At 73.3% G+C, this 24,420-nt stretch carries 22 protein-coding genes; 5 read left to right on the top strand and 17 right to left on the bottom strand.

Annotated elements, in window-relative coordinates; all coding sequences use genetic code 11:
- Nucleotides 1-25: 25 nt before the first annotated feature.
- From ACEZDE_RS20665 to ACEZDE_RS20655, 3 genes are all read right to left on the bottom strand, one after another.
- The gene (locus ACEZDE_RS20665; protein ID WP_380537908.1) at nt 26-1,474 is read right to left on the bottom strand and encodes a hypothetical protein; all 1,449 of its coding nucleotides are present in this window, start codon (nt 1,472-1,474) and stop codon (nt 26-28) included.
- Nucleotides 1,475-1,615: 141 nt separating this feature from the next.
- A complete protein-coding gene (locus ACEZDE_RS20660) occupies nt 1,616-2,788 on the bottom strand; it encodes a glycosyltransferase (protein WP_380537906.1) in 1,173 nt (390 codons plus the stop codon).
- A gap of 9 nt (nt 2,789-2,797) precedes the next feature.
- Nucleotides 2,798-3,310, bottom strand: coding sequence for a DinB family protein (locus ACEZDE_RS20655; protein ID WP_380538059.1), 513 nt, complete (start codon nt 3,308-3,310; stop codon nt 2,798-2,800).
- Nucleotides 3,311-3,621: 311 nt separating this feature from the next.
- Here ACEZDE_RS20655 and ACEZDE_RS20650 point away from each other — a divergent pair, with 311 nt between their 5' ends.
- The gene (locus ACEZDE_RS20650; RefSeq protein ID WP_380537904.1) at nt 3,622-4,173 is read left to right on the top strand and encodes a hypothetical protein; all 552 of its coding nucleotides are present in this window, start codon (nt 3,622-3,624) and stop codon (nt 4,171-4,173) included.
- A 94-nt stretch (nt 4,174-4,267) separates the two neighbouring features.
- Here ACEZDE_RS20650 and ACEZDE_RS20645 read toward each other — a convergent pair whose 3' ends face one another.
- The 4 genes from ACEZDE_RS20645 to ACEZDE_RS20630 all read right to left on the bottom strand — a co-directional run bounded on the left by ACEZDE_RS20645 (nt 4,268) and on the right by ACEZDE_RS20630 (nt 6,701).
- Nucleotides 4,268-5,044, bottom strand: a complete 777-nt coding sequence (locus ACEZDE_RS20645) for an alpha/beta hydrolase (protein ID WP_380537902.1) — start codon at nt 5,042-5,044, stop codon at nt 4,268-4,270.
- A 218-nt stretch (nt 5,045-5,262) separates the two neighbouring features.
- A complete protein-coding gene (locus ACEZDE_RS20640; protein ID WP_380537900.1) occupies nt 5,263-5,475 on the bottom strand; it encodes a hypothetical protein in 213 nt (70 codons plus the stop codon).
- A 69-nt stretch (nt 5,476-5,544) separates the two neighbouring features.
- Nucleotides 5,545-6,120, bottom strand: a complete 576-nt coding sequence (locus ACEZDE_RS20635) for a YbhB/YbcL family Raf kinase inhibitor-like protein (protein ID WP_380537898.1) — start codon at nt 6,118-6,120, stop codon at nt 5,545-5,547.
- Nucleotides 6,117-6,701 (bottom strand): isochorismatase family protein, encoded by a 585-nt coding sequence (locus tag ACEZDE_RS20630; protein ID WP_380537896.1) that lies wholly within the window; start codon nt 6,699-6,701, stop codon nt 6,117-6,119. The genes ACEZDE_RS20635 and ACEZDE_RS20630 overlap by 4 nt, the downstream gene beginning before the upstream one ends.
- A gap of 413 nt (nt 6,702-7,114) precedes the next feature.
- On the opposite strand from ACEZDE_RS20630, the gene ACEZDE_RS20625 reads away from it, so the two are divergent.
- Both ACEZDE_RS20625 and ACEZDE_RS20620 read left to right on the top strand, forming a co-directional pair.
- On the top strand, nt 7,115-7,495 hold the full coding sequence (locus ACEZDE_RS20625) for a peptidase M23 (protein WP_380537894.1): 381 nt from the start codon (nt 7,115-7,117) through the stop codon (nt 7,493-7,495).
- A gap of 244 nt (nt 7,496-7,739) precedes the next feature.
- A complete protein-coding gene (locus ACEZDE_RS20620; protein ID WP_380537892.1) occupies nt 7,740-8,495 on the top strand; it encodes a hypothetical protein in 756 nt (251 codons plus the stop codon).
- A 22-nt stretch (nt 8,496-8,517) separates the two neighbouring features.
- Here the strand turns inward: ACEZDE_RS20620 and ACEZDE_RS20615 are convergent, their stop codons facing one another.
- From ACEZDE_RS20615 to tdh, 3 genes are all read right to left on the bottom strand, one after another.
- On the bottom strand, nt 8,518-9,516 hold the full coding sequence (locus ACEZDE_RS20615) for a LysR family transcriptional regulator (protein WP_380537890.1): 999 nt from the start codon (nt 9,514-9,516) through the stop codon (nt 8,518-8,520).
- A gap of 4 nt (nt 9,517-9,520) precedes the next feature.
- Nucleotides 9,521-10,732, bottom strand: coding sequence for a glycine C-acetyltransferase (locus tag ACEZDE_RS20610; RefSeq protein WP_380537888.1), 1,212 nt, complete (start codon nt 10,730-10,732; stop codon nt 9,521-9,523).
- A gap of 82 nt (nt 10,733-10,814) precedes the next feature.
- Nucleotides 10,815-11,843, bottom strand: coding sequence for an L-threonine 3-dehydrogenase (gene tdh, locus ACEZDE_RS20605; protein ID WP_380537886.1), 1,029 nt, complete (start codon nt 11,841-11,843; stop codon nt 10,815-10,817).
- Nucleotides 11,844-12,148: 305 nt separating this feature from the next.
- Between tdh and ACEZDE_RS20600 the strand changes: the two genes are divergently transcribed.
- On the top strand, nt 12,149-12,622 hold the full coding sequence (locus ACEZDE_RS20600; protein ID WP_380537884.1) for a carboxymuconolactone decarboxylase family protein: 474 nt from the start codon (nt 12,149-12,151) through the stop codon (nt 12,620-12,622).
- 199 nt (nt 12,623-12,821) lie between these two features.
- Entirely contained in the window at nt 12,822-14,048 is a 1,227-nt protein-coding gene (gene thrS / locus ACEZDE_RS20595; RefSeq protein WP_380537881.1) for a threonine--tRNA ligase, read from the top strand.
- 77 nt (nt 14,049-14,125) lie between these two features.
- On the opposite strand, the gene ACEZDE_RS20590 is transcribed toward thrS, so the two are convergent.
- From ACEZDE_RS20590 to ACEZDE_RS20560, 7 genes are all read right to left on the bottom strand, one after another.
- Entirely contained in the window at nt 14,126-14,395 is a 270-nt protein-coding gene (locus ACEZDE_RS20590) for a hypothetical protein (protein WP_380537879.1), read from the bottom strand.
- 92 nt (nt 14,396-14,487) lie between these two features.
- Nucleotides 14,488-16,185, bottom strand: coding sequence for a thiopeptide-type bacteriocin biosynthesis protein (locus ACEZDE_RS20585; RefSeq protein ID WP_380537877.1), 1,698 nt, complete (start codon nt 16,183-16,185; stop codon nt 14,488-14,490).
- A gap of 11 nt (nt 16,186-16,196) precedes the next feature.
- A complete protein-coding gene (locus ACEZDE_RS20580; RefSeq protein WP_380537875.1) occupies nt 16,197-18,140 on the bottom strand; it encodes a TOMM precursor leader peptide-binding protein in 1,944 nt (647 codons plus the stop codon).
- On the bottom strand, nt 18,137-19,984 hold the full coding sequence (locus ACEZDE_RS20575; RefSeq protein ID WP_380537873.1) for a hypothetical protein: 1,848 nt from the start codon (nt 19,982-19,984) through the stop codon (nt 18,137-18,139). The genes ACEZDE_RS20580 and ACEZDE_RS20575 overlap by 4 nt, the downstream gene beginning before the upstream one ends.
- The gene (locus ACEZDE_RS20570; protein ID WP_380537871.1) at nt 19,981-21,177 is read right to left on the bottom strand and encodes a hypothetical protein; all 1,197 of its coding nucleotides are present in this window, start codon (nt 21,175-21,177) and stop codon (nt 19,981-19,983) included. The genes ACEZDE_RS20575 and ACEZDE_RS20570 overlap by 4 nt, the downstream gene beginning before the upstream one ends.
- Nucleotides 21,174-23,885 (bottom strand): lantibiotic dehydratase, encoded by a 2,712-nt coding sequence (locus ACEZDE_RS20565; protein ID WP_380537869.1) that lies wholly within the window; start codon nt 23,883-23,885, stop codon nt 21,174-21,176. The genes ACEZDE_RS20570 and ACEZDE_RS20565 overlap by 4 nt, the downstream gene beginning before the upstream one ends.
- Before the next feature lie 163 nt (nt 23,886-24,048).
- Entirely contained in the window at nt 24,049-24,228 is a 180-nt protein-coding gene (locus ACEZDE_RS20560) for a thiazolylpeptide-type bacteriocin (RefSeq protein ID WP_380537867.1), read from the bottom strand.
- Nucleotides 24,229-24,420: the final 192 nt, after the last annotated feature.

The following is a 24,420-nucleotide window of genomic DNA, read 5'->3' as shown; positions in this document are numbered from 1 at the left end:
GGCAGACGGGCACAGCGGGCAGGCGCTACATCGCGTGGCGTGGGTGTGCGCGGCGGCGACGCAGCTTTCGGTCAGCCGCGGTGCGGCGGGCGGGACGGACCTGCTCTGCCCCGGCCCCGGGCACCGGCACGGGCTCGGAGCCGGGGCCGCATCCGATCAAACCGGCCCGGAACAGCCCGTAGGTGACCCGCCGGGCAGCGGCAGCCTCCAGCGCGTCCAACAGATCGCCGCCGCGCAGCAGTGCTTCCGGACCGAGCAGGTTCTCGACGACAGCCAGCGCGCCGACGGTGTCGCCGTGGTCCAGGCGTTCGCGGACGCCGGGGAGGCAGTCCGGCTGACGGTGCGCCACGTCGATCGCCTGGAGGCAGGGCAGCGGGGTACCGGTCAGCGCGACCAGCAGTTCCTCCCGGCGGATCTCGTCCGGCTTGTGGTCCAGCGGGACCAGGACGCCGTCCACCAGGCCGATCCGGTGCCGAGCCCCCCGGCATTCGACCAGGTGCGGCCGCCCGACACCGTCAGGAGGCCGACCCGAACCGGACGGTGAGTGATCCGGGACCAGGGCGGAGGCGACCAGCGGGTGCAGCCGGTCGGCCCCGATCAGCCCCGCGCGGAACAGTTCCAGGTCGGGCGGCACCCAGGTCGCCGCGTCCGGCAGCAACGGCAGCGACGACGCGGGCGGGCCGTCGCCCGGGCGCGCGGCCGAGATCCGCAGAGTCGGCGGTCCGGCGCCGTCCGGACCCGCGGACAGGTCGAGGACCAGCCGGTCCCGGGACCCGAGCCGGACCGCGACGGCACCGGCGGCGGCACTGGTGGGCCCTCTCTCCGCGCGGAGCAGGATCGCGGCCTCAGCCGCCCACCGGTCGACGGCATACGGGTGGTGTCCCCGCGGTTCCGTCCCGCTCACAGGGCGGTCCTCGGCTGACGGCCGGTCCGCCCCGGAGCGGACCCGCAGCTCATCGCTTCTGCCCGCGTCCCACAGATGCCGGTGCAGGTCGAGACGGAATCGCCGGTCGGGGTGGGGGTGCGGGTAGCGGGAGGGGCCCGGGACCATTCCGTCCCACAGCGCGAGGCTGATCCGCTGACCGGCATCGGCCCAGGCGGGCGGGGTCCGGGCCACGAGTCGCACCGGGCTCTCGCCGCCGTCCCCCGCAACGTCGTAGCGGGCGAGGGCGACGGTCAGCCCCGGCCGCAGCAATCCGTCAGGGGCGACCCTCGGCATGTGCCAGCGCAGCAGGTCGGGAGCCAGTCGCCGCAGATCGGCCCGGACCCGGGCAGCGAGTTCCCAGCCATGGACCCGCGCGACCGACCTCAACCGGAGATCGACATCGACGCCTGCGGCGGCACACGCCCCCGCCCAGTCCCCCGCGCGGCGGCGGGCGGTAGCAGTCTCGATCATGGACAGCGGCACGGCGAACTCGCGCACGCGCAGCCACAAGGAAAGGCGGGAATCCCCATACGCGTTCTCAGTGAGCATCAGCACTCACCTTGCGCGGACAGGACCCCCGATCTGATCACCGTGTGCATCATCATCGCGGCGAGCATAGCGCCCCTCCCCCTGCCCGACCACGGAATTTCGCCGCCCCCCAGGACAGGGCCCGCTGGCCGCTCGCCCCGACTACCGCTGTCGGGCCGCGAGTTCGGCGGTGAGGGTGGTGAGCAGTTCGTCGATGGTGGGCAGGGTGCTCATCTCCGTGGCAAGGCGCTCGGCTGCGGTGCGGTAGGCGGGGTCGGCGAGGACTGACTCGACCGCGGCGCGGATTCGGGGCGGGTCGTCGGGGCCGATCCGGCCCATGGTGTCCTCGGGGCCGCCGCTGGGTGTGACCACCAGGCCCGCGCCGGCCGCGTCCACCAGCCGGGCGTTGGCGGGCTGGTCGGCGAAGAACGGCACGACGACCAGCGGCACCCCCGCCGCCAGCGTGCCGAAGGTCGTCCCCGAGCCGCCGTGGCAGACCACCGCCGCGGCGGTGCCCAGGACGTCGCCCTGCGGCACCCACGCCTCGATCCGGGTGTTGGCCGGAACAGCGCCGATCGTGGAGACGTCGACGCCCCGGCCGACCGTGGCCAGCACCCGCACCGGCAGCCCGGCCACCGCTTCCAGCGCCGCCCGCACCGCTGCGGCGCCGCCCGGCAGTCCGCCCGCCACCGTGCCGAACGTGACGTAGACCAGCGGGGCGTCGCTGCCGCCCCACCAGTCCGGCAGCGGCGCGCGGCGGGGCTCGACGGCCTCGCGGAAGCGTCGGGTCTCCGCGAACGGCGACGGGTCGAGGGAGGCCGGAAAGCGCGTCAGATACGGGGCCAGGCGCAGCCGTTCGACGATCTGGTCGCCGTAGGGGGCGAGCACCGGGGCCACCATCCCGATGACCGAGCCCTCGATCTCCGCGGCCGAGATCGCCACCTGCGCCTGCGGGATGCCCAGCCGCCCTGCCGCCACCGCCGAGGCGTACTCGCACGGCTCGTGCAGCACCAGGTCGGGCTTCCACTCACGGCACGCCTCCTCGACCGCCGGCAGCATCGCCGCAGTGCAGAGCCGGCCGAAGAGGTCCCGGCCGACCAGCACCGCGGCCTCGTCCCGGGAGACGGTCGGGAACCGCTCCCAGATCGCCGCGACCTCCGCCGCGGGCGGCTCCGCGCCGATCCGGGCCGGGTAGCCGCGGGCCGCGACCGTCGCTTCGAGCTTCGGCGGAACCACCACCAGGATCTCGTCGCCGCGCCTCGCACAGGCGTCGATGAACGGTGTCAGCGGATTGAAGTGGCCCGAGCCCTCGGTCGAGGCGAAGAGTATGCGCACCGCACGAGCTTAGACGCCGGTGGCGCCGTCGATACGTTCACGGATCAGGTCGGCGTGGCCGCTGTGCCGGGCGTATTCGGCGATCATATGGGTGTAGATCCAGCGCAGGGTCACCTCGCCGCCGCCCGGGAAGGGCACGGTGGCCTCCAACTCCCTGGCCGCGCAGTTGGCGCGGGCCCGGACGGTCTCCTCCCGCCAGGCGGCCAGCGCCGCGGCGAACGGGGCGTCGGCGTCGGCGTCGGCAGGAACGTCGGAGAGGTCGAAACCGCCGCTGTCGCGGCCGGAAGCTGCTGTCGCGAAGCGGGGAGGTGCGTCCTCGCCCGCCAGGACCCGGCGGAACCAGTTGCGTTCGACCTCGGCCAGGTGCCGGACCAGCCCCAGCAGGGTCAGCGGCGACGGCTGCACGGAGGCGCTGCGCAGCTGCTCCTCGGTCAGGCCCGCGCACTTCAGGGCCAGGGTGGCCCGGTAGAAGTCGAGCCAGGCTTCGAGGTTGGTGCGCTCGTCGGCGGTCAGCGGCGGCATCGTTCGATCGTGGTCGGTCGTCATGATCACAGATCCTGCCAGCAGGGTCCGACAATCGGCCGCGGCGGCTCAGCTCGCGGGCGCCGTGCTGAGCATGGCTGAACGCGGCGTAGCGTTCGGCGAACTCGGCTGCCCCACCGCGTGTTCGACGGCGGTGGAGTGCTCGCGGACCTGGGCGAACCGGCCGAGGGGTGAGGGCGGGTCAGGAGACGCGGGGGGTGGGCGTATCGTTGATCAGCGCCCGGTCGCGCCGGGGACCGGATCCCCGAACCGCGGTCTGCCGGGCGGGCTCACCACGAAGGCGGTCCGCGATGTCCAGCGTCCCTGCTGCCCCCCGCATCCTGGTCGGGCTCGACGACCGTGCTGCCGACGGAACGGCCGCCGACCGCAGCGGCGCCCTGTGGCGGTTGGACCAGCCCGGCCGGCAGTTGGACGCGAACCTGGTGCGGCTCAGGCCCGACGCCGTGGTGGGCGAGCACGTCGAGCACGATCTCGACGTGCTGCTGGTGGTGGTCGAAGGGGACGGGTACCTCGACGGCTCCCCCTCCGGCCGCGAGTCGTTGACGCCCGGCGCCCTGGCCTGGCTTCCCCGCTCGGCGCGGCGGAACCTCACGGCGGGGCCCCGGGGGCTGGCCTACCTCACCGTCCATCGACGGCGCCCGGCCCTGGGCATCAAGGGCCCCGGGTTCACCGGGGCCCTTGGCGGGGACGGGGCCCTTGGCACGGGCGGGGCGGGCGGCGAGGGCGGCGAGGCGCCGTGCATGCTCGACCGGGTCTGCACCGCCTGCGGCCGGGTCTCGGCGGAGACCGCGGCCCTGTACTGCAGCCGCTGCGGCGAGGCCCTCCCCGCCCGCGACAGCTGACGGACCGTCCGGGCGGGGCGCCACACCCGCCGGTCCAGGCCGGTCCGGCGCAAGTCCGTACCGGTCCGGCGCTGCCCCGCGGCCGTGGCGCGGGTCAGCTCGCCGAGCTGCTGACCGGCCGTCCGAGATGCCGGGCGAAGAAGCGGACCGCGCTGTCGGCCTCGAACCGGGGCAGATCCTTGTGCCTGCCCGCGTTCACGTGCAACGACTTCTCGGTGGAGGCGAAGGCGTCGAACAGCGCCAGGCCCTGCTCGCGCGAAATGTGCTCGTCGTCCCACTGCAGGTCGAACTCGATCGGGACGGTGATCTGCGCCGCCTTCTCGGCCAGGGCGTCGGGCCAGTGCTGGCCGAAGACCGCGGCGGTGACCCTGGGGTCGGACGCCACGAACGGCACGCCGATCGCGGTGCCCATGTTGATGCCCCAGAAGCCGACCGGCCCGTCTGCGCCGATCTCCGGCAGTTCCTGGAGCGCGTCCAGGGTGGCCCGGTACTCGGGCACGGCGAGCCGCGCCAGGTGGTCGTTGTAGCGGACGACGATCGGGCCTTCCGGCTCGCCCGCCGCCCTGGCCCGGAACAGCTCGGCGATCTCGGCCTCGTCGTGCGCGGTGCGCGGCCGGTCGCCGTGACCGGGCGCGTCGATGACGGCGACATGGAAGCCGCAGCCGCTCACCAGGCGCTGGGCGCGGCCGGACATGGCCGGGTGCTTCTTGTGATTGCCGCCGCCGTGGGCCATCAGCACCAGGGGTGCGCGGTCGGCCGGGTCGGAGAGCGGCGACCAGAGGACGCCGGGGACGCCGTTGACGGTGAAGTCGCGTTCGAGCAGGCCGTTCGGGTACGACGACGGCTCGGAGGTGAACTGGAGTGAGTACATGGCTGATGCCCTTCGGGAGTGCCTGATGGTCGAGGCGCTCCCGGCGACAGCTACGTCAGTCGCCGACCGTGACACAGAGGGGGAGCACCCACACAGCGGATACAGCGTTCATGGGTCTCACCTCCTCGGGTGACGTCTCGGTCAACCGGACTGTAGCAGCCGGACGTTGTGCCACCCAACTGCTTTTCCGCCCAACGCTCCTCCGGCCGCGCCGCGGGCTAGCGGGACCGTCGCCCGAACAGCCAGTAGCCGACCGAGCCGAGGGTGTTCACCGCGCTGGCCGCGCGCCAGCCCTCCCTGCTCCCCCGCACCTGACCCGCGGTCCGCGAGCGCAGATCCCGCCAGGTCAGCGTGGCGGCGGTGACATGCACCACCGCCACCGCAGCGAGCACCGCCCGGTTCGGCTTCCTGCTCGGTTCCCTGCTCGTCACAGCCCCTCCCGATCCCGCCGTCTCCCCGTCGGCGGTAACACTACCCATGCCGACGACGGGCACCAGCGGTCAGCGCTCGAAGGTCCCGGTCAGCCTGCCCCTGGCGAGGACCGGTCCGGTGACGGAGGCCAGCACCGCGCGGGGCCTGCCCGCGGCGGACCCGGTGCCGTGGTCCACGGCGGTCGCCAGGGCGAAGAGTTGGAAGGCGTAGCGGTGCGGCCCGTGGCCCTTGATCGGACCGGGGCCCTGGTAGCCGCGTCCGACGGTGGACCGCAGGACCGTCACCCCGGCGGCGGGCTGCTTGGCGGAGAGGGCTCCGGCCGGAAGCCGGTGGGCGGAGCCGAGGCCGTGCGGGTCGATCAGGGCCAGGCAGTGCACTGCGGGACGGCTCATCGGGACGTCGAAGTCCTCGACGGCGAGCAGGAGTTGCGCCGTGCCCTCGGGCGGCGGGCTCCACTCCAGCTGAGGGGAGAGGTTCTTCCCGCCGAACCGCTTGAGGACGTGCTCCAGCGGAAGCGCGCCGCCGTCCTGGAACTGAGTACTGGTCAGGTCGAGCGGCTCGGAACTGTGCAGCTGGGGCTGGTTCCAGGCCAGGTGGGTCTCGCCGGCCCTGCGGTTCTTGAGGAGTGTGCCGAGAAGTGTCATCGGGTGGCCTTGAGGACGGTCAGGACGTCGGCGGTGGTGCCGTTCTCGCCGAGTCGGGGGAAGATCCGTTCGACGCTGTTGCGGTGCGTCTCGGGGTCCAGGTCGGTCATGGCGTCGGTGGCCAGGGTGACGTGGTAGCCGTGCTCGTGGGCGGCGCGGGCGGTGGACTCCACCCCGGCGCTGGTGGCGATCCCGGTCAGCACGATCTGGGTGACGCCGCGGCGGCGCAGCTGCAGGTCGAGGTCGGTGCCGTGGAAGGCGCCCCGGGTGCGCTTGGTCACCACGATGTCGCCGGGGTGCCCGGCCAGCTCGTCGATGATCTGGTCCCAGCCCTCGGCCCTGGCGTGGGACGCCCTGCTGGGGGCGTCGGTGCGGCCGGGGACGGCGTCGGAGCCGTCGGCGGCGGAGGTGGCCCGGACCAGCACCACCGGGAGCCGGTGGCTCCGGAAGGCCTCGGCCAGCTCGACCGTGCGGGCGATCACCTCGGGCACGGTGTGCGGGCTGCCGGGCATGGGGCGGAGGGCGTTCTGCAGGTCGATGACCACCAGCGCGGTGGTCGGGTCGAGCGTGGTGACGGCCATGGTGCGTGCGGCCCTTCTGACGAAGTACGGGGGAGGGCAGGGCGGACGTGCTCCCTCTCGCCGCCCATCCTAAAACCTTCAGTCCAGACTGTCCAGTTTCATCTGATCAGTCTCGTCTGAAGGATTTCCGACCGCCGATGGCCCGACTTGCCCCCGGAACCGCCCTTTGACCGCCTTACGATCTCACTGCCAGAATAGCGGCAAAATGGTGTCCATTGTGTGCGAGCAGACCCATAACCGGCTTGACAGGATCTCCCGCTCCCCCATAACGTCGCGCAAAGCGGGTCGAATTCGCATGCCCGCCGCCGTGGGGCATTCCGCCTTTATACGTGCAATTAAGGAGATGTATTGTGCGCCGTCGTGTGACAGCCGCAGCCTCGCTTGCCGCAGTGGTTTTCTCGCTCGTGGTCTCCGTGCCGCAGGCATGGGCCGGGAGCTACCCGGAGGCCGACTGCCAGCCCATGCCCGACAACCAGCGGTGCCTCACCCTCTACTACAACAGCAACCGTCAGGGCGCGACCGTCGCCTACCCGGTCGGCGGCAGGGCGTTCGGGACCGACACGTTCCTGACCGCGGGGGCCGGCCACGGCCTCGCCGTGAAGAACGACGCGGCATCGGCCTGGAACTGGGACGTGGACGGCTCCTACGCCGTCGTGTACTACTACAGCACGTTCTCGGGGCCGTGCGACATGATCGCCCCAAATACCGGTACGAACCGTCTCACCAACACCTACAACGAGAACGCCGCTTTCCAGTTCTACAACACCAAGCCGACCAGCTGCTCCGAATACTGAGAGCATTCCCTGCTGCCCGGGGCCGCGGTTTCCAGGCAGCAGGGCCCACACGACAGAGCGAAGAATGATGTCATCACGCAGGGCGTTCAGTTCCGTATGTATTTCCGTGGCCGCCCTCGCCGCGGCGGGCTGCAGCCAGAACGGCTCGGGCACGGCTGCTCCGCGGCCGTCCGCCAGCAGCCTCCCCACCGGCTCCCCGGTGGCGACGGCGCCACCGGGGAGCCCGTCCGAGGACTTCTCGGCCATGCTGCCGATGTACCGGTACAGCTACACCCAGCAGCAGGCCGCGCTGATCGAGTCCGCGAAGTCGGCCGCGACCGCCGGGTGCATGCGCGGCTACGGCTTCACCTACTCCCTGGTCCCGGCCGCCGCATCGCCGTCCTACTCCGACCGGCGCTACGGGCTGGCGGATGTCGCGGAGGCCAGGGCCTACGGCTACGCCCTGCCGGGGGGAGGCAGCGGGGCCGCCTCTGTCCCGCCGTTGACCGAGAGCGAGGAAGTGGCGCTCATGGGCAACCTCAAGAACCCGTTCGCGCCGGTGGACGAGAAGGTCGACGGGAAGCAGGTCCCGGTGGGCGGGTGCACCATGGCCGCGACGCAGCTGGTCATGGGCGCGCAGCCGCCCACCGACGCGCAGCAGGCCGCCGAGAGGATATCGATGGACGGTTTCCAGCAGGCGGCGCAGGCGCCGGCCGTCAAGCACGCCGTCGCCCTCTGGCAGCAGTGCATGAAGGCGTCCGGCTACCAGGTGAAAAGCCCTCTCGACATTGTCGACGAGCTGAAACTGAGCACGGTGGGGAAACCGGGGCCGAATGAGGTCAGGGTGGCCGTCGCCGACGCCTCGTGCCATGCGTCGGTCCGTCTCGGACCCGTCTGGTTCGACGCGGAGACCAGTATCGAAAAGGGAATGATCAGCAAGCAGTCGGCCCTGCTCGGGAAGCTGTTCGCCTATCACCGCGAAGTCCTGCTGAGGGCGACCGGAATCGTCGGGAAGCGGTAGTCGGCCGGGCCGGGCGCCGGGTTCAGCCGTCCTCGGCTCCCGGGCGGGCGCGGGCGGCGGCTGCGCGGAGGGCGTCCAGGACCGGGCGGAGCAGCGGGTGCTCCTCGGCCCCGGTCCGCACCGCGGCGAAGACCCGCCGGGTCACCGGGCTGCCGGCCAGCGGGCGGATCACCACCTCGGGCAGGTACACCCCGCGCAGCGCCGAGCGCGGCACCAGGGCCACCCCCGCACCGGCTCCGGCCAGGGCGGCGACCGCACGGAAGTCGTCCGAGGAGTGGATCACCCGGGGCTGGAAGCCGGCCCGCTCACAGGCTGTCATCACCACGTCGTGGCAGGGGTTCCCGGGGTAGGGGCCGATCCAGGACTCGTCAGCCAGGTCCTCGACCCGCACCCGCCCGTCCCCGGCGCCGTCCCCACTCCCAGCCCCGCCAACGCCACCGTCCCCACCGACGCCACCGCTCCCGCCAACGCCCCCGGCCAGCCGGTGCCCCCGGGGCAGCACCGCGTCGAACGGCTCCGCGTACAGCGGGACCCGGGACAGCCGCCGCTCCTCGTCCCGCGGCGCGCCCCGGTACTCGACCGCGACGGCGAGGTCCGCGTGCCCGTCCAGCACCATGGTCAGGCTCTCGTCGCCCTCGGCGTCGCGGACCCGGAGCCGGATGCCGGGAGCCGACACCGCCAGCGCGGCCATCGCCGGGGCGAGCACGGTGGTGATGCCGGTCGCGAAGGACACCGCGACCACCTCCCCCGCCTGCCCGCCCGCGTAGGCGGCCAGTTCCGCTTCGGCCCGCTCCAGCTGGGCCAGCACGGTGTCGCTGTGCGCCAGCAGGATCTGGCCCGCGGCGGTCAGCCGGACCCCGCGCCCGTCGCGGACCAGCAACTGGTGCCCGACCTCGGTCTCCAGCGCCGCCAACTGCTGGGAGACCGCGGACGGGGTCAGATACAGCGCGGCGGCCGCGGCGGTCACCGTACGGTGGTCCGCCACGGCCCGCAGGGTCCGCAGTCTCCGGGTGTCGATCACCCGGTCATCCTGCCAGGGACGCCCTCGCCGCCACGAACGCGGTGACCGCGCGCTCGACGTCCTCGGTGGAGTGGGCCGCCGACAGCTGCACCCGGATCCTGGCCTTGCCGTGCGGCACCACCGGGTAGGAGAAGCCGACCGCGTAGACGCCGTGCTCCAGCAGCAGGTCGGCCATCTTTCCGGCCTGCTCGGCGTCGCCGATCATCACCGGGGCGATCGGGTGGTCGCCGGGCGCGATCTCGAAGCCCTCCTCGGCCATCCGGCCGCGGAACAGCGCGGTGTTCGCGTAGAGCCGGGTCCGCAGCTCGGCGCCCTGGCCGGTCGGCGAGGAGTCCTCCAGCAGGTCCAGCACCTTCAGCGAGGCCGCGGCGATGACCGGGGCCAGCGAGTTGGAGAACAGGTACGGGCGCGAGCGCTGGCGCAGCAGCTCGACGATCTCCGCGCGGGCCGCGACATAGCCGCCGGACGCGCCGCCGAGTGCCTTGCCGAGGGTGCCGGTGAGGATGTCGACCCGGTCCATCACCCCGTGCAGTTCGGGCGTGCCGCGACCGCCGGGGCCGACGAAGCCGACCGCGTGCGAGTCGTCCACCATGACCATCGCGCCGTAGCGCTCGGCCAGGTCGCAGATCTGCTCCAGCGGGGCGACGTAGCCGTCCATGGAGAACACGCCGTCGGTGACGATCAGCTTGCGCCGGGCGTCGCCGGCCTCCTTGAGCTGCGCCTCCAGGTCGACCAGGTCGCGGTTGGCGTAGCGGAAGCGGCGGGCCTTGGAGAGCCGGATGCCGTCGATGATGCTGGCGTGGTTCAGCGCGTCGGAGATCACCGCGTCGCGCTCGTCCAACAGGGTCTCGAAGACGCCGCCGTTGGCGTCGAAGCAGGAGCTGTAGAGGATGGTGTCCTCCATGCCGAGGAAGGCCGACAGCCGGGCCTCCAGCTCCTTGTGCACCTCCTGGGTGCCGCAGATGAAGCGGACCGAGGCCATGCCGTAGCCCCAGCGGTCCAGCGCGTCCTTGGCGGCGGCGACCAGGGCGGGGCTGTCGGCCAGGCCGAGGTAGTTGTTGGCGCAGAAGTTCAGCACCTCGCCGGGGCGGCCCCCGGCGGTGACGTCGACCGTGGCGTTCTGCGGGGTGCCGATGACCCGCTCGGGCTTGTGCAGCCCGGCGGTGCGGATCTCGTCGAGGGTGGCGCGCAGGTCGGCGCGGACGGAGTCGAGCATCGGGGTTCTCCTCGGCAGGAAGGAAGGCGTTCGCGGCGGGGGCTGGTTCGGCGGTCGCGGCGGGGCGGCTCAGGCGGGGCGGTCAGGCGGTCCAGTCCAGGATGACCTTGCCGCAGCGGCCTCCCGCCGCCTCGTCGAAGGCCGCGTCGAAGTCGCGGTAGGAGTAGCGCCCGGTGATCACCGGGCTGAGGTCCAGGCCGCCCTCCAGCAGGACGGACATGGCGTACCAGGTCTCGAACATCTCCCGGCCGTAGACGCCCTTGAGGGTGATCATCGAGGTGACGATCTTGGAGAAGTCGACCGCGAACTCCTCGGCCGGCAGGCCCAGCATGGCGATCCGGCCGCCGTGGGTCATATTGGCGATCATCTCGCGCAGGGCCTCGGGCCGTCCGGACATCTCCAGGCCGACGTCGAAGCCCTCGCGCAGCCCCAACTGCCGCTGGCCGTCCTCGATCGTGGCGGTGCGCACGTCCAGGGCCAGGCTGACCCCGACCTTCTCGGCCAGCTCCAGCCGGAACGGGCTGACGTCGGTGATCATCACCTGCCGGGCTCCGGCGTGCTTGGCGACCGCCGCCGCCATGATGCCGATCGGGCCCGCGCCGGTGATCAGCACGTCCTCGCCGACCAGCGGGAACGACAGGGCGGTGTGCACGGCGTTGCCGAACGGGTCGAAGATCGCGGCCACGTCCAGGTCCACCGGCACCCGGTGCACCCAGACGTTGGACGCGGGCAGCGTCACGTACTCGGCGAACGCGCCGTCCCGGCCGATGCCCAGGCCGACCGTGCTGCGGCACAGGTGCCGCCGTCCGGCCAGGCAGTTCCGGCACTTGCCGCAGACCAGGTGGCCCTCGCCGCTGACCAGGTCGCCGGGGGCGATGTCGGCGACGCCCGGGGCCACCTCGACCACCTCGCCGACGAACTCGTGGCCCAGCACCAGCGGGGTGGTGATCGCGCCCTGGGCCCAGCTGTCGAAGGCGCGGAGGTGCAGGTCGGTGCCGCAGATCCCGGTGCGCAGCACCTTGATCAGTACCTCACCGGGGCCGGTCTCCGGCTCGGGCACGTCGGTCAGCCACAGGCCCGGCTCCGCCTTGAGTTTTACGAGTGCCTTCACTGACGGAGTCTCCTGAACCTGGGTGGGTGGCGCCGCGACGGCGGGGCCGCGGCGGCGGTCCCACCCTTCCGCTCCTCGCGGCCCGGGTCCATCGACGGTTTCTTAACCGCCACCCAAGCTGAGCTTCAAGGTCAGCGGAGGTGTCCGGGTCGATCCGTAACCGAAGGCGTACCGGCCGAAACGGACCGGAACAGCCGTCCGCCGAACGGCCCAGACCCCGTCCGTGTCACATCCGGCCGAGTCGCTCTGTCATAGCTGTGCAAGCACCGACCAGAACAGCACCGACGAGAACAGAGGAGTCCACCGTGGACGCCCGTCTGAACATGTACGCCAACCCGGCCGTGGCCAAGGTCCTGAAGCACGTCAACGCGGCGGGCATGGAGCTGCGCGGCATGTCGCTGCCGACCGCGACGCAGGAGCTGGTGAACCTCCGCGCCAGCCAGATCAACGGCTGCGGCTTCTGCACCGACATGCACACCAAGGACGCCACCGCGGCCGGGGAGACCGCGCAGCGCCTGCACCTGGTCGCGGCCTGGCGCGAGGCCACCGTCTTCACCGAGGCCGAGCGGGCCGCGCTGGAGCTGACCGAGCAGGGCACCCGCATCGCCGACGCGGCGGGCGGGGTCACCGACGAGGCCTGGGCGAACGCCGCCAAGCACTACGACGAGGACCAGCTCGCCGCGCTGGTGCTGCAGATCGCCGTCATCAACGCCTACAACCGGATGAACGTGATCAACCGGACGCCGGCGGGCGACTACCAGCCCGGTCAGTTCGGCTGACCGGGCGCCGTCGAAAAGGCGGTGCGGACCCGCGCCGAGGCCTGTTACCGTTCCGACCATGAAGCGCGCTGCTGCCATGACGACGACGCCGGAGAGTGTCCCGGCGCGCTGACCCATGACTCAGTCGAAAGCCCCGGGGCGAGTGCCCCGGGGCTTCTGCTTGCGGTGACTCGCCCGATGTCCGCGAGGAGACCCCGCCATGCACGACCACCGCAGGCTCGGCCGCGAGCTGAACCTCTTCGACACCGACCCGCTGATCGGCGCGGGCCTGCCGTACTGGCTGCCCGACGGCGCGACCGTGCGGCACAGCCTGGAGGAGTACATCCGCGCCGCCGAACGGCGGGCCGGCTACCAGCACGTGTACTCGCCGGTGCTCGGCAAACGGGAGCTGTACGAGATCTCCGGGCACTGGTCGCACTACAGCGACGACATGTTCCCGCCGATGGAGCTGAGCGGCGAACAGTTCGTGCTGCGGCCGAGCCTGTGTCCGCACCATGCGGTGATCTACCGCTCCCGCTCCCGCAGCTACCGCGAACTACCGCTGCGGATGGCCGAGTTGGGAGGCATGTATCGCGCCGAGCGGTCGGGCGCGGTCGGCGGGCTGAACCGGGTCAGGTCGATCCAGCTGAACGACGCCCATATCTTCTGCACCCTGGACCAGGTCGCGGACGAGGCGCGGTCCGCCCTGGAGCTGATCCGGCGTGCCTACCGGGCGCTCGGCATCAGCCCGACCCGCTACCGGCTCTCGCTGGCCGGTCCGGGCGGCAAGTACGTCGCCGCCCCCGAGAAGTGGCAGCGCTCCACCGCCCTGCTGGCCGAGATCCTGGACCGCTCGGGCCTGCCCTACCAGGCGGCCGAGGACGAGGCCGCGTTCTACGGCCCCAAGATCGACGTCCAGGTCACCGACGGCGCGGGCCGGGAGTCCACCCTGTCCACCGTCCAGGTCGACTTCCACCAGCCGGAGCAGTTCGACCTGCACTACATCGGCGCGGACGGCGCCAAGCACCGGCCGGTCATGGTCCACCGCAGCATCATCGGCAGCGTGGAACGGGCCGTCGCCCACCTGATCGAGCTGCACGGCGGCGCCTTCCCGGCCTGGCTCGCGCCGACCCAGCTGGTGATCCTCCCGATCACCGAGGCGGAGCGGCCGAACGCGGAGGCGCTCGCCCGGCGCTGCCTGGACGCCGGGCTGCGGGCCGAGATCGCCGGACCGGACCGGGGCAGCCTGGGCGCCCGCATCCGCGAAGCGCGGCTGGCGCCGTACCAGGCGGTGATCGGCGCCAGGGAGGCCGCGGACGACCGCGTCGCCCTGCGCCTGCGCGACGGCCGCAGCCTGGACCCGCTGCCCGCCGCCGACGCCCTGACCCGGATCGGCGCCCTGGTCGACGCCCACAGCACCGACCTCTGGGACGGGGCCGGTTCCTGACCGCCCGGGAACGGCTGCCCGGGAACGACTGCCTCCGGCCCGGGGTCCACACCGGGCCGGAGGCAGTTGATGGTGCGTCAGTTCACGTACAGGTCGGCTTCGCCGAGGATGCCGGAGCCGGTGAAGCCGGGGTTGAACGGGGTCCAGGTGCAGTAGTAGGCAGTCCACTGGTGGTTGGTGATGCCCTGCTGGCCCATGGTGTTGCACTGGTCCTGGTAGAAGTACTCGGCGTGCCAGGTGTAGCCCGGGGCGGGGGCAGGAGCCGCCTCGGCCGTACCTGCCGTCGCGAGCCCGGCGCCGAGCGCCAGGAAGGTGAGTGCTGCTGCCGTGCGGAGACGTCGAGTCATCGGGGAACGCCTTTCCGTAGGGGAAACGCGAGAAGGCTAGGGCTAATGGTCTGGACCAGTCAATAGCACCTCACTGGTCCAATCCGACACTCTCACCTGCCATTTGGGGGCGCAGGCGAGCGGCGGCCCAGCGGCAGCAGATACTGCAGCGGACAGTCCAGATCGTCCAGCCCGAACAGCTCGTGGGCGAGGTCGTCGTGGAAGCCGCCCAGGGTGGTACCGGCCAGTCCCAGCGCGGTCGCCGTGAGCAGCAGGGCCTGGGCCAGGTGCCCGGCCTCCAGTAGGCCGAGCCGCAGCGCCCGCAGGCCGTAGCGGCTTCGCAGCAGGGCGAGGTCCAGGTAGAGGCCGAGCAGCACCGGCGCCTGGTCGACGCCGATCCAGTCGGGGTCGTCGGCGGCGCGGGAGAAGTAGGACGAGAGCGGCTTGACCTCCTCGACCGACGGCGCCGGACCCACCGCCGACAGGCTGCGCCGCTGCGGAACGCACTGGTAGGTACCGGCCGGCAGGCCCTGGACGTCGAGGGCGATCAGCCGCAACCGCACGGTGTAGAGCGCACCCGCGCTCGGGTAGGGCCGGTGGCTGAGCGTACGGCGGGTGCCGTCGGCCGACTGCTGCTCGGTGCGGTGGCTTTCGGCGTGCGCTTCCCAGAGCAGCGCGCCGAGTTGGGGTGCGGTCAACGGACCGGTGAGCGGCCCCCGCGCCGAGCTGCGGCCGGTCAGCGCGGCGCGCAGCGAGATCTCCGGCAACGGGTCGGCGGGCAGCCCGATCTCCGTCCGCGCGGGTCCGCTGCCACCGCCCGGGGACGGCGCGGGCAGGGCGCGCACGGCGCTGTCGACGTTGCGGCCGATCTGGAACTTGCTCCGCTCCAGGTACTGCCGGTCCGGCGCACGGTGCCCGTCCGGGAAGAACGAGGGCGGCTCGCCCGCGTCCAGCAGGGTCCGGGCGGCCAGGCGGCAGACCGCCCGCTCCTCGTCGGGCGTGACGCCGAGTCGGTTGAGCATCATGTGCAGCTGGGAGCCCCACACCCACAGCGCCCGCGCCTCGTCGCCGTTCACCGTCGCCCGGACTTCGCGGTCGGCGGCGCGGACCCTGTCCACCCAGTCGACCAGCCAGCGGGCGGCGCTGCGCTGCTCCAGGCCCTCCTGGAGAGTCCGCACCCGCTCGACCAGCACCGCGTGCTGCCGTGCGAACACCGAGTTGACCTTGGCGTGAATCAACTCACCCGGCAGTAGGGGCACTTCCGTGGTCCAGCGCCAGCCGGAGGCATGCCGCCGAAGCCACTGCGCCGCGCCCAGCCGGTCCAGCCCGAGGGCGGTGGCCGTGGCGATGGCGACGTCCACTGCCAGGGTCACCCGACTTGCACCGGAGGGCTTCTGACGCAGCGCCAGCAGCGCCGCCCGGGAGGAGGCGACAAAGACCTCCTCGGCGATCGGCAGCGCGGCTGCCCCGCCGTACCGCTCGGTCTCCGGCACATACGGCACCGCACGGACCTCGGCGTGCCGCGACGGCCACGGGCCCTCGGTTCCGGGCCGCGCCCCGGCCAGCCGGGCCAGCGCCGACGGGAGGTCCGCGGCGGCGTCCGCGCTCAGCCCGCGCAGCCGTATCCGCAGGTGCGGGCCATCCTCCCCGTATCTGATGAAGAACCAGGCACGGGCGGACCCGGCGGCGACCAGGCCGTCCAGCAGCGGAGCCAGGTCGTCGGCCAGGAAGTTGTCGGTCTCCTCGGTGCCGATGTGCAGGAACAGATGGAAGCCGTGCCAGTCGGCGGAGCGGACGGGGCCGTCGGTCATGGTCGGGATCCTCAGGGGAACGGGTGCGGGTGGATGGCCAACTCGTGGTAGAGCAGCGGTCGTTCGGCGCGGCCCAGTCGGTAAGGGACCTCCAGCAGCCGGGGCAGCCCCCGGGTGCGGTGGTTGACGTGCCCGAAGGTCATCGGCAGCGAGCCGGGCACGATCACCTTGACGCAGTGCAGGCCGAGCCGGTCCCGCACCCCGGGCTCGTCCTGGCTGACCGCGATCACCTCCAGGCCCTCGCCGGACAGCCGCCGCACGGTCGAGGTCAGCAGCGCGGTCAGGTCGGCGACCGGCTGCGGCGCCCCCGGCCAGGCGTCGCGCCAGTCGAGCGCCGGACCGGCGCCGACCAGCGCGTCCAGCCACGGCCGGGCCTCCGGCAGGGTGCCGAGGCCCACATGGTCGTCGAGGGAGACCACCAGCTCCGGTGCGGTCAGCATCGGCCGCAACCGCTCCGCTGCACGCGGACGCCCCGGGGTGAGCGCCCGGTCGGCCGGCTCATGGACGTTGGTCACCACTTCGGTGACCGCCGAACGGATGGCCGCGCGCGGATCGTGGTGCGCTCCGGCGGCCAGAAACGCCAGCGGAGCCGCCGGGTTGTCGCCCCGGTAGCGGCAGAGAGCGATGACGGCTGGAACGCCCAGGTCGTTGGTGGCGTCCAGTAGCGTCAGCTGGTAGCCCAACAGCTCTGTACGGTCTATGAGTTGGGCCACCTCGGCATCGTCGTCCGGTAGGGCGATCCGGCGCAGCGGGGTGGCCGCGTACCAGGCCATCAGGAAGGCGTCGCGTTCGGCGACCTCGAACAGGCCGTACAGGGCCGCCTCCTGGGGGCTGTTGCCGACGCCGCAGCCGTTGGAGGACTCGTAGACGACGCGGGGGCGGTCCGGCCCCGGCCCCGTCGGCACGTCCCAGTAGGCGACGTGCTCGGGGACGGCGACCGGGCGCCGGTGAGTGAGCGACCACCCGTGCACCCAGTCGAGCTCCAGTTGCGGGGTGTAGGGCACGGACCGGGAGGCGGGGTGCCCGTGGTAGGCGGGGTCCGGCAGCCCCAGTCGTTCCGGGTCCACCGCGCGCTCGGGCCCCAGCGAGGCGAACGCGGCCCGGAGCACGGTCCTTCGGCCCATCGGGCGCATCCCGGCGAGCCGCTCGACCGCCTCGAACAGAGCGACCCGTTCGCTGCTGTCGAAGTCGGTGGACCGGCCGTACCCGCCGTCGTCCGCCAGCCGCCCGTCGGTGACCTGGGCACTGGTCAGGCCGAAGACCGAGTGCTCGGCCCGGCGCAGCCGACGGACCGGGCCGAACCGCTCGTCGTGCAGCACGGCCCGCATTCCGGTCAGGTCCGTACGGGAGTTGGCGCCGCGCAGGACGGCCGGGTCGGGCATCGGCCTCGGAACGGCCGGGACGGCGGCAGCCGCCGCGCTGTCCGGCGGGAGCGGGCGGCAGACCTCGCAGCCGCCGACCGGACGCACGCGGTGCGAGGACCAGGTCGCCCGGCCGTTGTGCACGATCCGGACGTCGGCCCCGTCCTCCTCCGTTCCCGGAACAGAGGCTCCCTCGGCGGGCCCGGTCCGCAGCAGCTCGGCGGCCAGCGCCCCGACGGCCTCCGCCAGCGCGGGCGACGGCACCCCGGCCAGCGCCAGGCCGGGGCTCCGCCACGGGACCCGGCCTCCGGCGGTGGCGAGCCGCTGGTACTCCGCGCAGCACAGGCAGGCGCGCCCGCCGGGCCGCAGCACCGGGCCCAGCACGGTCAACGCGCCGTCCAGCCGGATCGGCAGGTGAACGACCGGGTGGGTGAGCGCATGCCGGCTCAACTCCTCGGCCTGGCCCAGCGTCCAGTGCTCCAGCAGGACGATGGCCGTGCCCGTGGTGCGGGCGAGGGCGGCGGCGGCGTCCAGGACCGGCACGGCTGCGGTCAGCGGCGCGAGTCCGGAGGCCAGCGGCAGTCCGGTGGTCATCGGGAGCCTCCGGTCGTCCGCAGGACGGTGAAGCCGCAGCCGTGGAGGGCAGCCGCGACGGCCCGCGCGTCGGCGTCACCGGTTCCACCGGGAGCCCAGGGAACAGCGTGCAGCCCGGTCAGTTGCCGCAGAGCGGCTTGCAACTCCCGCTCCCGCGAGGCGACATCGGCCAGCCACTTGACCGTCCAGCCGTCGTCCTCCCAACCGGCGAACACGGCACCGGCGCTGGCGATCCCAGCGGACGAGCCGGTGGGCAGGCTGAGTTGACCTGGCGTCACATCCACTGCCGCGCAGTGGACGTGTGCCGTGGCCGCCAGGGCCGCGAACGCCGCCGCGTCGCCGGGGGTCGCCTCCACCGCGTCGCCCAGCAACCGGTCCGACCCGTCCCGGACCACCGCGCGGAACGCGGACCCGTCCACCCCGACCGGGACCACGGTGAGTTCGGCCGCGACACCGAGCCGCCCGGTGAGGGTGCTCCACCAGTGGCGCGCCTGCCGGTGGGGCGACAACCGCGCCTCCTGCGGCAGCGCGGTGGAACCACTCGGGACGGGCAGACGGACTGCCGCGCGCCGCAGCGCACGGCCCTGGGCGTGGCCCGGATCGACACCGACCGAGACCGCTGACTCCGCTCCTGACAGCCGGAGTTCGGCCGCCCGGCAGATCGCGTCGAGCCGGGCCATATCCACCCGCGCGGCAGCGGCGGTCAGCGTGCCGCCGCCCGGCAGCGGGCAGGCCGCCAGCGCCACCGGCAGCTGCGGCAGCGCGCCGGGCAGCGCCGGTGCGAGTGCCCCGACCACCTCGTCGCTCAGGGCCGCTGCTCGCCGCAGCGCCTCGGCCAGGGTGTCGGGTGGGGCAACCACCGCTGCCCGGTCCAAATCCAGCAGGTCCGGACCGAGCCAGCAGTGATAGCCGGACTGGAGCGGACGGGCGGTGGCGACCAGGACGGACGGGCGGTCCGGCAGGGTCCGTCGGTCGTCGCCCTCGCTCGCGGGGTCGAGCATCCCGGCGACCGCACAGAGCAGCCGCTGCGCGGCGGCACCGGCCACCAGCGTCGTCAGCACCGCCGAGCCAGCCCCGTCGTCGTCCAGCGCGGTGCGCTCCAGCCCCAGACGGAGCGTCAGGGCGGCCGCATCCGCGCGGGCCTGCTCCGGGCTGCCGGGCGCGGTGACGAAGGCCGTACCGCCGGACACCCCAGCGGCAACGGCCAGCCGCGCGCCGGTCCCGCCCGGCCTGCTGCCGTTGCCGTCCAGCCCGCCCGCGCCGCCGGTCCCGCCCGCGCCGCTGGTCCTGCCCGGCCCGCCGTCCGCGCCCCTCCCGCCGTCCGGTGACGAGCAGACAAGCAGGATTCGCCCCGGCGCGCCCTCGGCGGCGACATACCCGGGCGCGGCCCCACCCCGCGTCAGTGCCCTACCGGCGGCCTGCGCCAGCGCTCCCCCGGGCTCGGCGCCCAGCACCTCAAGCCGGGCGGACGCGATGGCCGCCGCAACCGCGTCGGGCCGGTCGGCGACCGCGCGCAGCCAGCGCACGGCGTCGCTGCCGTCGTCGGCGACCGGTTCGACCAGCAGGTCGTGCGCACGCAGGTGCCCGACCAGCATGCCGAGGGCGGCCCGGACCGGGGAACCCACGGGCGCGTCACGCAGCAGCGCGGTCCGGTCCCCCGTACGCAGGAGCTCGTCCAGCAGCCGCCACAGGCCGGGGAGCGCGCGGCTTCCCTCCAGGGTGACGTTCGACCGCCGGCCGCGCAGATGGATGCCGTCCCGGAGCGGGGTGACCGCCACCCCGGGCCGCAGCCGCCAGCCGGCCAGGGCATCGACGGCGTCGGCGGCATCGACCGGCCCCGTCATGAGGCACGCTCCACCGCGTCGACCACGGCCGTCAGTTCGGTCTGCCAGGCGTGCCCGGTGAGCACCGGGACGGCCCGGACGACCAGGTAGGCAGCCAGGTAGCGTTCCACCGGACTGACGTCGCAGATCGCGAAGAGCCGGTAGAGGGCATTGGTGCAGGCGCGGTGGACCAGGTAGTCGGGACGGCTCCACATCGCCCCGTCCGGGTCGGAGCGCCGCAGCAGGCGGTGGAACTCACTGAACCGCGTGCGCCGGTCCCGGTCCCAGCGCCGGGCCGCGGCGGCGTCGCCGGTGGCCGCCGCCCGGACCCGGTACTCGTCCGGGTCGCCCGCGAGGTTCGCCCCGGCGGTCAACCGGGCCTCGGCGAGGGTCCAGGCGGCTGCGGACCAGGCGGCCCACTGCTGCTCCCAGCCGGTGCTCCCGCCCTCGGCGACCCGGCCCACCAGGGCGGTCACCGCGCTGGCAGCGCCCTGCCAGTGGCCCGCGAAGGCCTGCCGCAGCCGACCGTCGCGGTCGTCGTGCAGGAGGAAGTCCTCCAGGTGAGAGACATAGGAGTAGTGGCCGCCGACCAGCCCGCCGGGGTGCGCGGCGGCGTGGGCCGCGAGCGCCGCCACGGCGAACTGGAGCCGCGCCGTCGCGCCGTCGCCGTGCCCGCCGAGGAATCCGGAGGCCGCCCGCAGCGCGGGCAGCCCGCGTTGCAGCAGGTCGTCGCGGAGAGCAGTGTTGTCGGGGCCGATCAGCGCGCGCAGCGGGGCGAGATCGACCCGCTCGATCCGCACCGTGTTGTCGGGCAGCACCGGTTCGTAGGGCGGCGCGATCAGCTCGGCCCGCCCGGCCCGGCCTGCCTGGGCGAGCAGGTCCGCGGTGCTGAGGTCGCTGACCGAGGGGTGGTCGCGGACCCAGGACCGGACCGCCGCCGCGCCCTGCCCGGCGGCCACGGCCACCCGGTCGGCCGGGCCCCGCAGCCTCAGCCGCAGGTGCGGACCGTGCAGCCAGTGCCGCTCCACCTGGACGGCCAGGCCCTGCGCCGCGCAGCGGTCGGCGAGCGGCAGAAAGGCCTCGCGCAGCAGCGGGCCCTTGACCGGGTCACGGTAGTAGGCGACCACGTCACGGGCGGCGGCGTCCTGCGCGGCGGCGGCGCACGCGTCGGCGTCCTGCTCTGCGGCGTCGCGGCTATTCGCGGCGCGGGTCATGACGCCGCCCCCGCCCGGTACGTCTCGGCGACGAGTTCGACGGCGGGCGCGGCCCGGTCCCGTCCGCCCGGGGCCGGAAGCGCCTCCTCCAGCGTCGCGCCGTCCGGGTGGCGGGCGAGCCACTTGGCCAGCGAGCGCAGGTGCAGGGCGTTCCCGAGGTCCACGAACTGCGGCTTGGGGCGGCCCAGATGGGTGAGGAACTCCTCGGTCGCCCGCCCGGACCGTCCGGCCTGCGCGGCTGGTGCCGCCGGAGCCACGGCCGGAGCCGGAACCGCAGCCGGGTGCAGAAAGACCTGCTCGGGCAGGTCGAGCAGGGCCCGCCAGCGGGCAACGACCGCCGCCGGTACGCCGCCCGACCCCACCGCGGCCTCGCTGCCGCCGCCCAACTCGGCACGCAGCGTCCGGACCACGCCCGGCGGCAGGTGCCAGCGGCGGCGTTGCAGCACCAGGTGGCGGTGCCGCAGCCGGGGTGTGCGGACCACCGGCCCGCCGGGAGCCTCCCGCGCCGACGTCGGGACCAGGGAGCGGAAGTCCACCACGCCGTGCGGATGGTCGGAGAGCAGCGCGGCGATCCGTCGCGGCAGCATGATCGGGGCGAGGAAGCCGCCGTAGAGCACGTCCAGCAACTCGCCGGTTGCGCACAGCCGTAGCCGTAGCTGGTCGGTCGCCCGGTCGTGGACGAGTTCCACCTCGGGCTCGCCGATCGAGGTCCAGCGGCGGTCCGGGCCGATCTCGTCCGGGACCAGCAGGGGATGCAGGTTGGCGTTGAAGCCGCCGACCGGTCGGACCTGCACGGCCCTGGCCCCCTCCGCCAGCCCGCGCCGGATCTGACCGGCCACCTCGATCCTGGCCGCGGGCTCCATCGCCCCGAGGAAGCGGCTGGTGAACCTGCCCCAGCCGCCGTAGACGTGGTTCACGCAGAGCAGTCCGTCCGGGGTGCCGCGCTGGAGGAAGTAGGAGTAGCTGGCCGGACGTTGCCGCATCCAGCGCGGCAGTCGGCCGCCGAGCGCACGGACCGCGTCGACCGGCAGCATGACATCGCCGTCCGGTGCGACCTCGACTGCGTCCAGCAACTCCCCTCGAAGCGCCGCGAGTTCTTCCACGCCGGTCGGAAACCGCCGGTGGTGACCGGGCCCGAGGGCGGCAAGCTGCCCGGCCTCCTCCCAGGCCTCGGCGATGTCGACGCCGAACTCCCACGGGTGGCGGCAGCTGCCTCCGGGCCCGTAGCGCGCCACGAACCGGTCGCGGGCGATCCTCCGCATCAGGTGGCCCAGGTCGAAGAGTTCAGCCAGCGCGGTCACCTCGCCCAGCGCCCGGTGGTCCTGGTCACCGAGCAGGCCGTCCAGCCGGACCGGCCGCGGGGCCACCACGTCCTCGGAGAGCACGTTCAGCGGCGCACTGTCGGCCGGCACCGGCCGTCCCGCCTCGGCGAGCAAGGTGCGCCAGTCCTCTGCCAGACCGGCCAGGACCGCGGGACGTCGCGGGGGCTCGGCCGCACTGAACTCCCTTGTCCTATCCGCGATTTCGTCAACGGCCAGCGCAAGCCGAGCGCCGTCGGACTCCGCCCGCAGCCAGGCGGCGAGGAGGGTCAGCGGGTCCTCATGCTGCGGGTCCACCGGTTCGGTGGGCACCAGCAGGCCCGCGGCGGCGAGGCGGGCCAGGAACGCGTCGGCCGCCCGCTCCCTGGTCGCATCGGTTCCGGCCGCACCGTCCAGCGCCGCGACCAACTTGTTCGCCAACTCCCCCAACGAGGAGGGCTTTTCGCAGTGCGCGTCGATCAGTTCCAGCGGTCCCGCCGCCGCCAGCTCGACCTCGTCCTCGGCGGTGACCAGATAGCGCCCTCCCGCGAACCTGACCCGGCCGCGGGCGTAGGCCGCGCGACCGTCGGCGATCCGCGCGCTGCTGGCCATCCGGTGCGGAAGCCTGCTCCGGCGACCCGGGTCGTCAAGCAGCGCCTCGGTCAGCGCGCTGACCAGGGTCCGGTTGACCTTGACCACTGAGGTCAACCCCTCGATCGAAAGCCCGGCCTGCTCCCAGGCCCGAAGGTCCGACCCATCGCCTGACGACGGGTCACACAAGCCCCAGCCCACGGCAGTGAACCAGGACAGCGGGCTGGTCTTGGTACCGGCCCGCAGCACCTGGCGCAGCACGCCGGGCTCCTCCTTGCGCGCCTTACGGTCCGCGACGCCGCTGCTCGCGCGATCGACCGCGCGCAGCAGGTCGGAACTGGTGAGGGCGACCGCCCGACGCAGCGCGGGCTCACCGCAGAGCACCGCCAAAGCGTCGCGCTCGGCAGTCAACGCTCCGTCAGAAAGCTTCCCCAGCAAGGTGATCATGGCACTCCGCCATCCGCGTAACGCCAGCCACTCCGCGAGTCGGGGCACCCGCTCGGGCAGGTCGCCCAGTCGGTCGAGCAACGCGGGCCGCGGCTCCCGCCCGTTGTGCAGCGCGCGACGCAGCGGCAGGACCACGTCGCGATGGACAGTGTCGAGGTGGCCGCCCCGGGCGGCGTAGAGGTCGTCGCAGAGCCGTGGCAGCAAGGCCGCGGCCTCCGCCTCCAGCGCGGTCAGCCGGGCCAGTTCGGCGCGGAACACGGCGGCGGCCTGGCTCTGCGCCGGGTACCGCAGCACGGTGGAGCGCAGCAGCGCGTACGGCGCGGAGCGGACCGCGTAGCCGTCGTCGCTGCCGGGCCCTGCGGAGTGCGGCATACCAGTGGTCCCGTCTCCCGGATGCGGTGGTGGTGGCTCTGGTTGTGCTTGTGTGGCTCTGGCGTCGGCCGGGGGTCGCACGCAGCTGTCGTGCGACCCCAGCCCTGCCGGAACAGCGAAGCACCAGAACGCCAGAACGTCAGAACGTCAGAACGTCAGGGCGCTACAGCGGGAGCGTCGGCGCCTCGGGCTGGGCGCACGAGGAGGAGCCCTGGCAGGAGCAGTTGCCCCATGAGGCGCCGGTCTCGGGGAGCGCGACGGTGTCGCGCATCGAGGTGACGGTGAGGTCGCTGAGGTCCAGCTCGCCCAGCTCGAAGCTCGCGCCGACGGTGGTTTCGGACATACGTTCTCCCAGGTTGGTGGGGATGGGAACCAAGGTGCGCGCCTTGGGTGGAATCGTGTTCAATCCGCGGAAACCGCCAGAACGTAGCGAGATCCACTCGAACCCGACTCGACCTTCCCCAGCCAATCCGGAGAGCCCTCTCTTCCATCAGTCTGTGGAATATTTTCTTTCATACATCGGAACCTTGCGACA

The sequence above is a fragment of the Streptacidiphilus cavernicola genome, assembly GCF_042510955.1.
GTDB classification, from domain to species: Bacteria; Actinomycetota; Actinomycetes; order Streptomycetales; family Streptomycetaceae; genus Streptacidiphilus; species Streptacidiphilus cavernicola.
Note: the sequence above shows the minus strand (reverse complement) of the source record. Positions and strands in the feature narration are given on the sequence as shown.

Excerpts from the sequence above, each read along its gene's own strand:
- ACEZDE_RS20665 (WP_380537908.1), bottom strand. The coding sequence starts at position 1,474 with ATGCTCACTGAGAACGCGTATGGGGATTCCCGCCTTTCCTTGTGGCTG.
- ACEZDE_RS20655 (WP_380538059.1), bottom strand. The coding sequence starts at position 3,310 with ATGCCGCCGCTGACCGCCGACGAGCGCACCAACCTCGAAGCCTGGCTC.
- ACEZDE_RS20650 (WP_380537904.1), top strand. The coding sequence starts at position 3,622 with ATGTCCAGCGTCCCTGCTGCCCCCCGCATCCTGGTCGGGCTCGACGAC.
- ACEZDE_RS20645 (WP_380537902.1), bottom strand. The coding sequence starts at position 5,044 with ATGTACTCACTCCAGTTCACCTCCGAGCCGTCGTCGTACCCGAACGGC.
- ACEZDE_RS20635 (WP_380537898.1), bottom strand. The coding sequence starts at position 6,120 with ATGACACTTCTCGGCACACTCCTCAAGAACCGCAGGGCCGGCGAGACC.
- ACEZDE_RS20630 (WP_380537896.1), bottom strand. The coding sequence starts at position 6,701 with ATGGCCGTCACCACGCTCGACCCGACCACCGCGCTGGTGGTCATCGAC.
- ACEZDE_RS20620 (WP_380537892.1), top strand. The coding sequence starts at position 7,740 with ATGCTGCCGATGTACCGGTACAGCTACACCCAGCAGCAGGCCGCGCTG.
- ACEZDE_RS20610 (WP_380537888.1), bottom strand. The coding sequence starts at position 10,732 with ATGCTCGACTCCGTCCGCGCCGACCTGCGCGCCACCCTCGACGAGATC.
- thrS (WP_380537881.1), top strand. The coding sequence starts at position 12,822 with ATGCACGACCACCGCAGGCTCGGCCGCGAGCTGAACCTCTTCGACACC.
- ACEZDE_RS20590 (WP_380537879.1), bottom strand. The coding sequence starts at position 14,395 with ATGACTCGACGTCTCCGCACGGCAGCAGCACTCACCTTCCTGGCGCTC.
- ACEZDE_RS20585 (WP_380537877.1), bottom strand. The coding sequence starts at position 16,185 with ATGACCGACGGCCCCGTCCGCTCCGCCGACTGGCACGGCTTCCATCTG.
- ACEZDE_RS20580 (WP_380537875.1), bottom strand. The coding sequence starts at position 18,140 with ATGACCACCGGACTGCCGCTGGCCTCCGGACTCGCGCCGCTGACCGCA.
- ACEZDE_RS20575 (WP_380537873.1), bottom strand. The coding sequence starts at position 19,984 with ATGACGGGGCCGGTCGATGCCGCCGACGCCGTCGATGCCCTGGCCGGC.
- ACEZDE_RS20570 (WP_380537871.1), bottom strand. The coding sequence starts at position 21,177 with ATGACCCGCGCCGCGAATAGCCGCGACGCCGCAGAGCAGGACGCCGAC.
- ACEZDE_RS20565 (WP_380537869.1), bottom strand. The coding sequence starts at position 23,885 with ATGCCGCACTCCGCAGGGCCCGGCAGCGACGACGGCTACGCGGTCCGC.
- ACEZDE_RS20560 (WP_380537867.1), bottom strand. The coding sequence starts at position 24,228 with ATGTCCGAAACCACCGTCGGCGCGAGCTTCGAGCTGGGCGAGCTGGAC.